Genomic DNA, 12,806 nt, shown 5'->3' with positions numbered 1-12,806 from the left:
GCAATCCGCTGGACAAGAGCACGATGGTGGGGGCGCAGGTCTCGAAGGTGCAGATGGACAAGATCCTGTCGTACATCGACATCGGTCGCGGCGAAGGGGCCACATGCCTGACGGGCGGGGCCCGCAACCAGCCGGGCACGGGTCTGGACGAGGGTTTCTACGTCAAGCCAACGCTGCTGCTGGGCAAGAACAACATGCGCATCTTCCAGGAGGAGATCTTCGGGCCGGTGGCGTCGGTGACGACCTTCAAGGATGAGGACGAGGCCATTGCCATCGCCAACGACACGGCTTTCGGTCTGGGTGCCGGGGTGTGGAGTCGCGACGGCACGCGTGCCTACCGAGTGGGCCGTGGTGTCGAGTCAGGCCGGGTCTGGACCAACTGCTATCACCTTTACCCGGCGCATGCGGCTTTCGGTGGCTACAAGCAGTCCGGCATTGGCCGCGAGACCCACAAGGTGGCCCTGTCGAACTACCAGCAAACCAAGTGCCTGCTGGTCAGCTACAACCCCAACGCCCTGGGCTTTTTCTGAACACCTACCCATTACAACCCCAATCCGGCAGGCCGGCCCGACGGACAGTCAACCACACGGCCTGCCACCCAAACCGACACAACAGGAACGGAACAACATGAGCTCAACTTTCTTCATCCCCGCCGTCAACATCATGGGCGCTGGCAGCCTCCAGGAAGCCGTACTGAGCATTCGCTCACATGGTTTCAAGCATGCACTGATCGTGACCGATGCCGTACTGAACAAGATCGGCGTTGCCGAACAGGTCAAGAGCCTGCTGGCCGACCAGGGCATCTCGGCCACGGTGTTCGACGGCGCACAACCCAACCCGACCGTGACCAACGTGGAAGACGGTCTCCGGTTGCTGCGTGACAACGCCTGCGACTTCGTGATCTCGCTGGGCGGTGGTTCGCCCCACGACTGTGCCAAAGGCATCGCCCTGGTGGCAGCCAACGGCGGCCATATTTCCGACTACGAAGGGATCGACCGCTCGGCCAAACCGCAACTGCCGCTGGTATCCATCAACACGACCGCCGGCACAGCCAGCGAAATGACGCGCTTTTGCATCATTACCGACGAGGCACGTCACATCAAGATGGCTATCGTGGACCGCAATGTCACGCCGCTGCTGTCGGTCAATGACCCCGGCATGATGGTCGGCATGCCCAAGGGGCTGACCGCCGCCACCGGCATGGATGCCCTCACGCATGCCATCGAGGCCTACGTTTCGACCGCAGCCACGCCCATCACCGACGCCTGCGCAGTCAAGGCCGTCACGCTGATCGCACGCAACCTGCGCGCTGCCGTCAATAACGGCAATGACCTCGTGGCACGGGAAAACATGGCCTACGCCCAGTTCCTGGCCGGGATGGCCTTCAACAACGCCTCGCTGGGCTACGTTCATGCCATGGCGCATCAACTGGGCGGTTTCTACAACCTGCCTCACGGTGTCTGCAATGCCGTGCTGCTGCCGCACGTCGAGGAATACAACCTGACCACCGCAGCCGGACGCCTGCGCGATATCGCCCAGCACATGGACGAAGACGTGCTGGGACTGAGCGATGAAGCCGGTGCCCGCGTCTGCATCGCCGCTATCCGCCGCCTGGCTGCCGATGTCGGTATCCCGCCCAGCCTGACCGACCTGGGCGTCAAGGAAGCTGACATTCCCACCTTGGCCCAGAACGCACTCAAGGATGCCTGCGCCCTGACCAACCCGCGTCAGGCAGAAACCCAGGCTGAAGTCGAGCAGATCTTCCGCGCAGCCATGAAGCCTGTGATCGCTTAGGCATATGTTCATGCCCTGCCGCACACCACCGTGTCACAGCAGGGCCCAGGCCCTCAGCCTCCTCACATCGAGACTCTAGGACTTTCATCATGGAATGGAAAAACACCTCCAACCAATTCGGCGCAATGACACGCCTGTTCCACTGGAGCATGGCAACCGCCTTCATCGTGTGCTGCCTGCTCGCCTACTACATCATCTGGTTCATCCTGCCCTATGGCGGCAAGAAGGACCCCATGTTCATGCCGCTGATCAACCTGCACTGGGTACTGGGCATCTTCGTCGGCGTGCTGGTCATCCCGCGCCTGATCTGGCGCATCCGCAATCCCCAGCCACCCGGCATCCACATCACGCATCTGCGCATCGAACACTGGATGGTTCATGCCGCACACTGGGCACTGTATGCCCTGATGATCATCATGCCGATCACGGGCTATATCGGCACGGGCAGGGATACGGATTTCTACCTGTTCACGGTGCCCAATTTCCGGGATACGGCATTCTTCACCTGGCTGTGCTCGGTCTTCGGATTCACCTGGCAGACCTTCGAACCTCCGGTCGATGTCATCCATCATTTCCTGGGCAAGACGCTGGTTCCGCTGATCGTGGTCCTGCATATCGCCGCCGCCTTCTTCCACCACTATGTCAACCGCGATGCGGTCCTGAGCCGGATGCTGGGCAAGCCCGCCCCTGCCGCCGAAGGCTCGTCGCAGCACTGACGCCACTGCGGTCCTGACCTCCCCCTGCCTGAAAGAGGCGGCATGTACCTACATGCCGCAGGGGGAAGGCTTGCCTCGAATTTTCTACACAGCATGGAAACATCATGACCAAGAATCACATCGCCCTCCTTCTGCCCGCACTGCTTGCGCTGTCGACCGGCGCACACGCCCAGCAAAGCAGCGTGACCCTGTATGGACTGGTTGATACCGGCATTTTCCACGAACGCGTCAAGGAAGATGGCATCACCAAGCAAAAGAACGGCCTCAAGAGTGGAGGACAAGGCGGTTCGCGCTGGGGCCTGCGCGGCATGGAAGACCTGGGCAACGGCTACCGGGTCAATTTCGAACTCGAAAGCGGCTTCAACATGACCAACGGCGAACAGTCGTTCAGCCGTCTCTTCGGACGCGCTGCATGGCTGGGCGTGTCCGGTGACTTCGGCGATGTCCGGTTTGGTCGGGCCATGACCGTCAGTACCGAATTCGCCAGCTCGGCCATCAGTCCTTTTGGCGGTGGTTTTACCCAGGCTGCATTGGGCCGCAGCGGTTTCCGTGCCTCGGACAACCCGCGCTACGACAATCAGGTCAAATATCTGTCACCCATTTTCTCGGGCTTCCAGCTCGGCCTCGGCTATTCTTTCAACACCAAGGGCGAGCAACAGGATGCCAGCGACAACAGCCGAGCCATGAACCTGGCCGCCAAGTACGCCAGCGGTGCCGTCACACTGGTGGCCACCTATGACCGCCTGTGGACGCCCGCAGACGACCCGAACGCCCGTGGCCGCAACCCGTCGGCCCTGCAACTGGGGGGCAACTACAACTTCGGTTCGTTCCAGTTGTATGCCGGCTGGACCCGCCAGAGCGACGGCTGGGTCAAATCAGCGGAAGGTGCCCCGACCGGCTCCAACTACCTCGGCAGCGCCGGCTATTTCGACGGCCATGTCGATGCCTATGCCATCGGTACCAAGTTCAAGGTGGGCGGCGGCAGCGTACTGGCATCCTACCAATATGTCGATGCCGGCAGGGAAGCGTTTCCGGACCGGAAAAACGTGAATGTCTACAACCTCGGCTATACCTACCCGCTCTCCAAACGGACCAACCTGTATGCCTACGGCAGCCTCATCGACGGCGATCTCTACAACTTCCGGCATCGCAGCTACAGCCGCCTGATCGGTGCCGGCATCCTGCATAAATTCTGAGCAGGCACACACATTCAGTCGCCCCCTCCAGTCCGTCGTGCATTGAAGAGGGGGTGCCTGAGACAGATACAGGACACATCTATGGCTACGCCTTCCATCTATGCCCAGATATTCAACCTGACGCCATCCTCATACGCTGGCGATGCCCGGGAAATCCGGGTCAGGCGGGGCAACATTCTCTACCGGACCGGCACCACGGGTTCCGCAAGGCGGATCCTGCAGGGTGCGATCCGCCTTGATCGGCTCGACGCAGAAGGGCAACCCACTCTGGCCGGCATCGCGACTCGCGGCGACATCATCGGCCTGGAAACCCTCCAGGGGTCACGCTATACCTTCCAGGCCACGGCGCTCACGCAATGCCGGCTGGAGCTCTTTCCCCTGGAAGAAATCCAGCAGGAAAAGGTCATCCTGGACACACTGATACGCACTGAGTCACGCATGGTGGCGGTTTTGAACCTGCGCATCGGGCCGGCCCAGGCACGCGTCCATCGGCTATTGGCCATGCTCGGCAACACGCCCATCGAGATCCCCAAGCTGCGTGACATGGCCGACATCACCGGGCTGACCAAGGAAACCGTCTCGCGAGCCATCAGCACGCTGCACAAGCGAGGCATTGCGGTACGACGCGGGCGACAGCACCTGAGCCGGATCGCGGCCTACGATGACGAAGCCCTGTGCGCCTGAATAAAAATATATCGAAACCGTCTTTGCATTCGGCGGGCGGCAGGCAGATCATGATCCGTTTTCCTGCCCTCTTCGCATCATGCCTGCCGAACGCCGCTTTCCCGCATCCCTGCTTGAAACCCAGACCGAACAGATCCTCGAAGCCTGGGGCATGCCCCAGGCACAGGCCCGCCTGACCGCGCACCTGATCGTGGAGACGGACCTGCTCGGCATCGAGTCGCACGGCGTCTCCATGCTGCCGCAATACGACACCATGGTGCGCAACGGCAAAATCAGGCTGGCTGGCACGCCACGACTGATCCAGGAAGCCGGTGCGACTTCGCTCTGGGACGGTGCCGCCAGCCTGGGCCATCCCGTCGCCCATGCCGCCACCGCCCATGCCATCGGCCAGGCCCGCCAGCACGGCATCGCACTGGCCGGCGTGCGCAATTCGCATCACTTTGGCGCAGCCGGGCTTTATGCCCGACAGGCGGCCCGGGAAGGCCTGGTCGCACTGGTCACCAGCTCGTCGCAGGCCTTGATGCTGGTGCCGACCCATGCCAGCATGCCGGTGCTGGGCACCAATCCCATCGCCTTTGCCGCACCGGCCGGCGCAGAACACGAAGCCGTCGTGCTCGATATCGCCACCACCACCAGCGCCGCCAACAAGGTCAAGGTACGTGCCCTGCGCGGCCAGCAGATCCCGACCGGCTGGGCCGTGGACGGCAACGGCCAGGCCATTACCGATGCCGAGCAGGCGCGTCGCCAAGTCTACGAACTGCCGGAAGGCGGCCTGACCCCGCTGGGCAGCCGTCCCGACCTGTCCAGCCACAAGGGCTACGGCCTGGCACTGCTGGCGCAGATTCTGGGTGCGACGCTCAACGGTGCCGCATTCTCGGCCACGGCAGGCACCCTGCGCACCCCGGATGCGCCAGCCGACATCGGCCACAGCATCATCGTGATCGATCCGGGCTTCCTGGGTGGCCAGCCGGCATTCGAGCACAGCGTAGCCGGCATCATCGACCACCTTCACGCCACACCGGCACTCGACCCGGCCCAACCCGTGCTGGTGCCGGGCGATCCCGAAACCCAGGCCCGCGCCGAACGGCTGGCACAGGGCATCCCCTTGCCCGACGCCCTGCTGACGCAACTGGCTGCCGTCACCGCCCGCGCCAACATTCCTTTCCTGCTGGACACACCATGACTTCTCCTGACATCACGACACTGCTGTCCCGCCATGTGCGGACAGCCGAGCTGTCTCCCATCGCCGTAGCCAGCCAACAGGCCGCCCGCCTGCAGGCCCAGGGCCGCAGCATCGTCGTGCTGACTGCCGGCGAGCCGGATTTCGATACGCCCCTGCCGATCCAGCAGGCCGCCATAGAAGCCCTGGCGCGCGGCGAGACCCGCTACACCGCGACACCCGGCACGCTGGCCCTGCGCCAGGCCATCGCCCGCGCCTACGCCCGCGATGCCGGCCTGACCTATGCCCCCGACGAACTGATCGTCAGCAACGGCGGCAAGCAGATCATCTACCAGGCCTTCAAGGCCACGCTCGACGAAGACGACGAAGTCATTCTGCCAGCCCCCTGGTGGCCCACCTTTCCGGACAGCGTGCGGATCTGTGGCGGTACACCCGTCGCCATCCCGACACGGGCCGAAGACGGTTTCCGCATTACGCCCGCACAGCTTGAACAGGCCATCGGGCCGCGTACCAAGTGGCTGCTTCTGAATTCGCCCGCCAACCCGACCGGCACGGTCTACCCGCAGAACGAGCTGCAGGCCCTGGCGCAGGTCCTGCGCCGCCATCCGCATGTGCTGATCCTGTGGGACGAGATGTACGAGCAGATCTGGTTCACGCCCTCGCGCCCCACCCATTGGCTGCAGGCGGCCCCCGACCTGAAGGAACGCACCCTGCTGGTCAATGGCGTCTCCAAGACCTTTGCCATGACAGGCTGGCGCATCGGCTGGGGCGCAGGCCCGGCTCCCCTGGTCAAGGCGCTGATCGCCGTCCAGTCACAGGTCTCGTCAGGCCCGAACGCATTCTCGCAGGCAGCAGCACAGGCTGCGCTCGATGGCGTAGCCGCAGATTTCGTGTTGCAGGCACGCCAGGCCTACGCCGAACGGGCCCGCTTCATCACCACGGCATTGCAGGCCGTGCCCGGCCTGCAGCCCTTTCCCCCTCAGGGCGCTTTCTTTGCCTGGGTGGGCTGCGCCGGCTGGCTGGGCGCCCGTACGCCGGATGGCCGGGAACTGACCAACGACCAGGACGTCAGCCAATGGCTGCTGGAGCATGGTGTGGCGGTCGTGCATGGCGCACCCTACGGCCTGTCACCGTACTTCCGCCTGTCGTTCGCGGCCAGCCTGGAAGCACTTGAAGAGGCTGCCCGCCGCATTGCACAGGCGGGCGCAGCACTGACGCTACGGGACTGATCAGAAGGCCAGCACCTTGCCCGGATTGAGCAGGTTGCCAGGATCGAGCGCCTGCTTGATCTGGCGCATCAGGCCGATCTCGACCGGTGACTTGCAGCGCAGCAGTTCGGTCAGTTTGGACTGGCCAATGCCATGTTCGGCGGAGATCGAGCCATGGTGCGCAATCACCAGATCATGGACCTGCGCCCGAATGGCCGTGCCGTAGGTCTCGATGAAGGCGTCATCGCCCGGCGTCGGTGCCGCTACGTTGTAGTGCAGATTGCCATCACCGGCATGCCCATGAGCAAAGATGCGCACCCCTGGAAACACCCGCTGCAGCATCGCCGCACTTTCGCGGACGAAGGTGGGAATGCGGGAAATGGGCAGGGAAATATCATGCTTGACGTTCTTGCCGTCACGCCGCTGGGCCACGCCCAGCCCGTGCTCGCGCAAGGCCCAGAATGCCTCGCGCTGGGCCAGGCTGTCGGCCACCAGTACATCCTGCGCCAGACCATTTTCCAGCGCTTCGCCCAATACCCGCTCGATGGACAGATCGGCATGGGCCTCGTCGTTTTCATCGGAAATCTCGATCAGGACGTACCAGCTATCCACGGTGTCGTCCGGCAGGAAGGGCAGGCGATATTCGGGTGCCTGCGCAGAAACCAGATCGTAGCTGCTGCGGGCGATGATTTCGAAGCTGGTCAGTGCCGCGCCGAAACCGGCGCGGGCATGGCGCAGCAACGCCAGCACCGTATCCAGGCCCGTCACCCGCAGAAATGCTGTCCGCTCGGCCCTGGGCAAAGGAAACAGCTTGAGGGTCGCCGCCGTGATGATGCCCAGCGTGCCTTCGCTGCCGATGAACAGATCGCGCAGGTCGTAGCCGGTGTTGTCCTTGCGCAGGCCGCGCAGGCCATGCCAGATCTCGCCCTGGGCCGTCACTACTTCTAGCCCCAGGGTCAGGGCGCGCATGTTACCGAAGCGGATGACCTGCGTGCCGCCCGCATTGGTGCCCAGGTTGCCACCCACGGTACAGCTACCCTGCGATGGCAGGCTGAGCGGGAACCAGCGCCCTGCCTCGTGCGCCGCCTCGCGCAACTGGCCCAGCCGCACACCGGCCTCGACGGTGATGGTGTCATTATCCAGATCGATATCGCGGATCCTGTTCAGCCTGGCCGAGGACAGCACGACAGCGCGACCGCTGCCGTCCGGTGTCGCGGCCCCCACCAGCCCGGTATTGCCGCCCTGCGGCACGATGGGGATGCCCTGTCCGGCCAGCAACGCCACCACGCGGGCCACCTCTTCGGTCGAGCCGGGGCGCACCACGGCGCGGGCCTCGCCCTCATAGCGCTGCAATTGATCGATCAATGATTCAGGTGCCTCGCGCCCGGAAACGGCATGGGGCCGGCCGACGATCTGGCGCAGCGCCTCGAGCAGTTCTTTCTCTGCATTCTGGGTCATGTCGCATGCCCTCCTTGTCCTGGCGTGACGTTGCCACGCATCGGCTCACAGCGTACCTGAAGCGTCATGCCTGATTTTCATTTGCATATATTGAGGCCTGCGAAATCGCGCCATTCCATATAAGGACATAGCTGGCAAATCGTTGGTCGTATCCCGTCCTGCACACATAATGATCCGTTCCTGACTGCGCAGAAGCGGTACAGCACAGGCCCTGCCTGCTGCCCTGTCCACACCTGTACAGCGACAACACGCATGACCCCAAGGAATAAGCATGAAGAAATACCTGAGCAGCCTGCTGGCAGGCCTGTTGATGAGTACCCTGTCCGGCATCGCCCACGCCGCCGATCCGATCCCGCTCAAGGTGGGCATCCGCGGCGGCATCGGCGAACAGATCTGGGAAGTCGTGACCGAGGTCGGCAAGACCCACGGTCTGGCCATCGAGCCGATCGTTTTCGCTGGCACCCTCAGCCCCAACGAAGCGCTGAACAACGGCGAAATCAATGCCAATGCCTTCCAGCACATTCCGTTCTTCCGCGACCAGATCAAGCAGCGCGGCTACAACCTCGCGGTCGTGGGTAACACCTACCTGTCACCGCTGGCGTTTTATTCCAAGCAGTACAAGTCGCTGCAGGACCTGCCTCAGAATGCCAAGATCGGCCTGCCGGATGACCCCAGCAACGGCAGCCGCGCACTGATCATCCTGCAGAACGAAGGGCTGATCAAGCTGCGCGATGGTTTCGATCCGTACAACGAGACCGCCACCTTTGCCGACATCAAGGAAAATCCGCGCAACCTGCAGTTCCTGGAAGTGAAGTCCGTCGTGCTGGCACGCTCCTACCAGGATGTGGACGCCGCTGCCGTGATCTCCAGCTTCGGCTCGCAGGTCGGTCTCAATGCCGCCCGCGATGGTATCGCCCAGGAAAAAGTGGAAAACAATCCCAACGTCAACATCATCGTGGTCCGCGAACAGGACAAGGATCAACCCTGGGTCCCGCTGCTGGTCAAGTCGTTCCAGTCCGATGAGGTACGCGCCTATATCGAGCGCGAGCTGAAGGGCGTGATCGAACCTGCATTCTGAGTCGCATGTCAGTCATGGAGATGAACCTCGCCTGGCTGCGCCAGGCTGCAGCAACCGATAGGGCCCCCAGGGAGCCCGCAGCACCATCACGGGCCGACCTGCAGGCCGATGCGCAGCTCGCCGACACCGCGCCGCACATTGTGTTCTCCGGTGTCGGCAAGACCTATTCAGGCCGGGCCGGACAGACCCATGCACTGCGCGATATCTCTTTCGGGATCGAGCGCGGCCGGATCTTCGGCATCATCGGCCGCAGTGGTGCCGGCAAGTCCACCCTGCTGCGTGCCATCAACATGCTGGAGCAACCCTCCACCGGCCACGTCACGGTCGATGGCATCGATGTCGGCCAGCTCAACGAGAACGGCCTGGTCACGTTGCGCCGCAAGATCGGCATGATCTTCCAGCACTTCAACCTGATGTCGGCCAAAACGGTGCGCGACAACGTGGCACTGCCGCTGCGCGTCACCCGCCGTCCGACCCACGACATCCGCCAACGGGTGGATGCCCTGCTGGAACTGGTCGGGCTGTCCGGCAAGGCCGATGCCTATCCAGCCATGTTGTCGGGCGGCCAGAAACAGCGCGTGGGGATCGCCCGCGCCCTGGTGCACGATCCCGAAATCCTGCTGTGCGACGAGGCCACCTCGGCACTCGACCCGGAAACCACGCAGTCCATCCTGGCACTGCTGCGCGACATCAACCAGAGCCTGGGCCTGACCATCGTGCTGATCACGCACGACATGTCGGTGATCCGCGATATCTGCGATGAAGTGCTGGTACTAGACGGCGGCGAAATCGTCGAGCAGGGCGAAGTCTGGCGGGTGTTCGGCAATCCGCAGGCCGATGCCACCCGCGCCCTGCTGCGCCCGCTGCGCCGCGAACTGCCGGACGACCTGGCGCGCATCCTGCAGCCCACGCCACCGGCCCAGGGCCGTGCCGTGCTGTCGGTTCACTTTTCGGGCAGTGCGCATCCCGACGGCATCTCGCTGCAGAACCTGCTGGCGATTGCCCCGGATACACGCCTGCTGCACAGCTCGCTGGAACGGATACAGGGCCATGCCCAGGGCGATGTGCTGCTGTCTATCCCCGTCGCTCACCTGGCCGCGCTGCACCACGCACCCTTTCCACCCGATACGCTGAAGATACTGGGCTATGTCCACGAGCATGCTTGACCGTTATTTGAAGGCTTTTGTCGAGACCGTCCTGATGGTGAGCATCTCGGCCACCATTGCCATCGTGGTCGGCCTGTGCCTGGCCGTCACCCTGGCCGTCACGGCACCCGGTACCCTGTACTCGGCTCCCCGCTTCAACAAGGGGCTGTCGGTGGTGGTCAACGTGTTCCGGGCCATGCCCTTCATCATCCTGCTGGTGGCGCTGCTGCCCTTCACCCGTTTCATCGTGGGCACCACGCTGGGCGTCTGGGCCGCCATCGTGCCGTTGAGCATCAGCCTGATCGCGTTCTACACCCGGATTGCCCAGGTCAGCCTGAACGAAGTCGATCACGGTCTGATCGAAGCCGCCCGCGCCATGGGCCTGAAACGCTGGCACATCGTGCGGCACGTGCTGCTGCCCGAAGCGCTGCCGGGCATCATCGGCGGCATGACCGTCTGCCTGATCGCCATGATCAACGCCTCGGCCATGGCCGGCGCGGTCGGTGCCGGCGGCCTGGGCGACCTGGCGATCCGCTATGGCTACGAGCGCTACGAAACCCGTGTGCTGGTCGATATCATCATCATCCTGATCGCCCTGGTCACCTGCGTGCAGTTCATTGGGGAATGGCTGTCGCGGCGGGTGAATCATCGCTTGCCGCGTTGAGTGGTAGAAGGGCCACCCACGTTGATCATGACGTGCCGGCCTATCTCCAAACAGATCCAGATCGGGCATAGCCCGACCAGGAAGGGCCTTGCGCTTGCTAATTGAGGCTATTATCTAGAAAAAACAAAACACGACCCTTAATTAATAAACAAACAAGGAAACTTCCATGCTGGCAGCCCCGCCATTCTTTTTAGTCGGAATCTTTATGGCGGCTGGATTTATGATAACCATCACATCTTTCGCACTAACATTAAAATATTTACTTAATTTTTTCCCTGACGTGAAATTACCAAAACCACTCAGGACAGTTATAATTTCTACAGCCATATCATTTTTTGTGTACCTTGTCGCTTCCATACCCGGAATACTGACATCCAAAATCGGGACCCCTGGCAGTCGATTTGAAATTCCACCATACACATTCTGGCTTGCCACTGTCTTTTTCCTGATGATCCTTTTCCGCCAAAGCGGAAACGACTTAAATTTCAGGAAAATAAAAATAGCTTTTATTTTATCAACCGCCCTTGTTCTTTGGATTACAACCATGGAGAAAATCCTAATTTATTTTCTCATTAATACCTAACCCCCTCAATCAATTTCTCCGCAATCAACTCCTTATCCAAAAATTCGCTCAGCCTCATCCAAAAACAACTTCTTTTGCTCTTTCTCAGGTCAACGGTCTTTTGCGTCAAGTAATTGTTACCTAGCGTAGCCACAGCATCAGCAGTCACCACTACCACACGCTGCCGCTGACATTCGCCAACAGGCCACTGCTCCAACACTCACCCCCACGCCAAAACTGTGCTGCGCTTTTGCTGTTTTGCTGGCTGGCTACGGCTCGTAGTGATAGCCTTTTGACTTCATACACTGCACCCAACGTTCAGTTAAGCGGCCGACGGCCTTAGCATCATCGGGTTCTTCAGGACGCCGTTCCAACCTCTTTTTCTCAGCACTAAAACCTAGGCGCTCAGTACGTGCACTGCCACACGCTACGGTATCATCCAAACGGCTTTCCTGCGTCATCCCTTCCTTGACCCAATGCTCTCCATAAAGCTTCGTTTCGCTCGAAAAAGGATTTCCATTCATCCAAAAACCACCAATCCCACACCCATACAAAGAAATATTAATCAAAACCCCCACCAGAAAACCAATCATTTTTCTCATCTTGCCGCCTTTAACAAAATAGACTCAGACTCCCGCCTACATAATCGTGCGTTCCCGTAAAAGCTTCGATCAGCCTGTCCTGCCAGCTACCCGACTCATACGGCATACCAAACATTGTCCCCTTTAATCCCTGTATGCCGCCTGTCGCACCAACCATCTTCTGACCATCTGGCGTTTTGATGAAATCTTCAAATAAAACTGGCCGTCCAGTTTTATCTTTTTCAATGAATTGAATCATGCCGCTCTTCAACTCCAATTGTGTTTTCCCATCAGCATCCAAAACAGGCTTACCCTCCTGGTCTTTTTGAACTGCACAACGCTCATTACTCTTCCCGCACAGCAAATCCAAATCAGCCCGCGCCCCCCCCAGCTTGATTCCATCTCCCCGCACACCCACACTCGGCCCTGAAATATTGTCCAGCACGTTACCCTCATCATCGACCACGCCCACGAATGTCCGCGAATCCTCGATCATGATCTTGCGCATCTCATCCGCTGCCGCAGACAGGGCCTCCTTGG

At 61.2% G+C, this 12,806-nt stretch carries 14 protein-coding genes; 10 read left to right on the top strand and 4 right to left on the bottom strand.

The genetic code is table 11. The annotated features are described in order from the left end of the window. From DD235_RS16605 to DD235_RS16575, 7 genes are all read left to right on the top strand, one after another. Positions 1-530: aldehyde dehydrogenase family protein (locus DD235_RS16605; protein ID WP_146193535.1), on the top strand; the 530-nt coding region annotated here is incomplete at its 5' end. A gap of 97 nt (positions 531-627) precedes the next feature. Continuing rightward, positions 628-1,794, top strand: coding sequence for an L-threonine dehydrogenase (yiaY, locus tag DD235_RS16600; protein WP_109063241.1), 1,167 nt, complete (start codon positions 628-630; stop codon positions 1,792-1,794). 89 nt (positions 1,795-1,883) lie between these two features. After that, positions 1,884-2,510, top strand: a complete 627-nt coding sequence (locus tag DD235_RS16595) for a cytochrome b (RefSeq protein WP_109063240.1) — start codon at positions 1,884-1,886, stop codon at positions 2,508-2,510. Between the two features lie 104 nt (positions 2,511-2,614). Then, positions 2,615-3,706, top strand: a complete 1,092-nt coding sequence (locus DD235_RS16590) for a porin (protein WP_109063239.1) — start codon at positions 2,615-2,617, stop codon at positions 3,704-3,706. A gap of 81 nt (positions 3,707-3,787) precedes the next feature. Next, positions 3,788-4,390: a Crp/Fnr family transcriptional regulator gene (locus DD235_RS16585; protein ID WP_109063238.1), complete on the top strand. Its 603-nt coding sequence runs from the start codon at positions 3,788-3,790 to the stop codon at positions 4,388-4,390. 79 nt (positions 4,391-4,469) lie between these two features. Further along, a complete protein-coding gene (locus tag DD235_RS16580) occupies positions 4,470-5,573 on the top strand; it encodes an Ldh family oxidoreductase (RefSeq protein ID WP_109063237.1) in 1,104 nt (367 codons plus the stop codon). Further along, positions 5,570-6,799 (top strand): aminotransferase class I/II-fold pyridoxal phosphate-dependent enzyme, encoded by a 1,230-nt coding sequence (locus tag DD235_RS16575; RefSeq protein ID WP_109063236.1) that lies wholly within the window; start codon positions 5,570-5,572, stop codon positions 6,797-6,799. Before DD235_RS16580 ends, DD235_RS16575 begins: the two co-directional genes overlap by 4 nt. Here DD235_RS16575 and DD235_RS16570 read toward each other — a convergent pair whose 3' ends face one another. Beyond that, on the bottom strand, positions 6,800-8,236 hold the full coding sequence (locus DD235_RS16570; protein ID WP_109063235.1) for an FAD-binding oxidoreductase: 1,437 nt from the start codon (positions 8,234-8,236) through the stop codon (positions 6,800-6,802). It lies immediately after the preceding gene. Positions 8,237-8,507: 271 nt separating this feature from the next. Between DD235_RS16570 and DD235_RS16565 the strand changes: the two genes are divergently transcribed. Genes DD235_RS16565 through DD235_RS16555 form a run of 3 tightly spaced genes read left to right on the top strand, consistent with a single transcriptional unit; the run spans position 8,508 to position 11,123 of the window. After that, positions 8,508-9,314 (top strand): MetQ/NlpA family lipoprotein, encoded by an 807-nt coding sequence (locus DD235_RS16565; RefSeq protein ID WP_109063234.1) that lies wholly within the window; start codon positions 8,508-8,510, stop codon positions 9,312-9,314. A 20-nt stretch (positions 9,315-9,334) separates the two neighbouring features. Then, entirely contained in the window at positions 9,335-10,480 is a 1,146-nt protein-coding gene (locus tag DD235_RS16560) for a methionine ABC transporter ATP-binding protein (RefSeq protein WP_420810482.1), read from the top strand. Further along, positions 10,461-11,123: a methionine ABC transporter permease gene (locus tag DD235_RS16555; protein WP_109063232.1), complete on the top strand. Its 663-nt coding sequence runs from the start codon at positions 10,461-10,463 to the stop codon at positions 11,121-11,123. The genes DD235_RS16560 and DD235_RS16555 overlap by 20 nt, the downstream gene beginning before the upstream one ends. A gap of 141 nt (positions 11,124-11,264) precedes the next feature. Here the strand turns inward: DD235_RS16555 and DD235_RS16775 are convergent, their stop codons facing one another. The 3 genes from DD235_RS16775 to DD235_RS16545 all read right to left on the bottom strand — a co-directional run. After that, on the bottom strand, positions 11,265-11,669 hold the full coding sequence (locus tag DD235_RS16775; RefSeq protein ID WP_146193534.1) for a hypothetical protein: 405 nt from the start codon (positions 11,667-11,669) through the stop codon (positions 11,265-11,267). 285 nt (positions 11,670-11,954) lie between these two features. Next, positions 11,955-12,287, bottom strand: a complete 333-nt coding sequence (locus tag DD235_RS16770) for a hypothetical protein (protein WP_146193533.1) — start codon at positions 12,285-12,287, stop codon at positions 11,955-11,957. A 10-nt stretch (positions 12,288-12,297) separates the two neighbouring features. Beyond that, positions 12,298-12,806: hypothetical protein (locus tag DD235_RS16545; RefSeq protein WP_204524273.1), on the bottom strand; the 509-nt coding region annotated here is incomplete at its 5' end.

Source organism: Corticimicrobacter populi, from assembly GCF_003123725.1.
GTDB classification, from domain to species: Bacteria; Pseudomonadota; Gammaproteobacteria; order Burkholderiales; family Burkholderiaceae_B; genus Corticimicrobacter; species Corticimicrobacter populi.
This window is presented reverse-complemented; position numbering and strand designations above follow the sequence as displayed.

Bases quoted from the DNA above. Each gene is read 5' to 3' on its own strand.
- yiaY (WP_109063241.1), top strand. From the start codon at position 628: ATGAGCTCAACTTTCTTCATCCCCGCCGTCAACATCATGGGCGCTGGC.
- DD235_RS16595 (WP_109063240.1), top strand. From the start codon at position 1,884: ATGGAATGGAAAAACACCTCCAACCAATTCGGCGCAATGACACGCCTG.
- DD235_RS16590 (WP_109063239.1), top strand. From the start codon at position 2,615: ATGACCAAGAATCACATCGCCCTCCTTCTGCCCGCACTGCTTGCGCTG.
- DD235_RS16585 (WP_109063238.1), top strand. From the start codon at position 3,788: ATGGCTACGCCTTCCATCTATGCCCAGATATTCAACCTGACGCCATCC.
- DD235_RS16580 (WP_109063237.1), top strand. From the start codon at position 4,470: ATGCCTGCCGAACGCCGCTTTCCCGCATCCCTGCTTGAAACCCAGACC.
- DD235_RS16575 (WP_109063236.1), top strand. From the start codon at position 5,570: ATGACTTCTCCTGACATCACGACACTGCTGTCCCGCCATGTGCGGACA.
- DD235_RS16570 (WP_109063235.1), bottom strand. From the start codon at position 8,236: ATGACCCAGAATGCAGAGAAAGAACTGCTCGAGGCGCTGCGCCAGATC.
- DD235_RS16565 (WP_109063234.1), top strand. From the start codon at position 8,508: ATGAAGAAATACCTGAGCAGCCTGCTGGCAGGCCTGTTGATGAGTACC.
- DD235_RS16560 (WP_420810482.1), top strand. From the start codon at position 9,335: ATGAACCTCGCCTGGCTGCGCCAGGCTGCAGCAACCGATAGGGCCCCC.
- DD235_RS16555 (WP_109063232.1), top strand. From the start codon at position 10,461: ATGTCCACGAGCATGCTTGACCGTTATTTGAAGGCTTTTGTCGAGACC.
- DD235_RS16775 (WP_146193534.1), bottom strand. From the start codon at position 11,669: ATGGTTGTAATCCAAAGAACAAGGGCGGTTGATAAAATAAAAGCTATT.
- DD235_RS16770 (WP_146193533.1), bottom strand. From the start codon at position 12,287: ATGAGAAAAATGATTGGTTTTCTGGTGGGGGTTTTGATTAATATTTCT.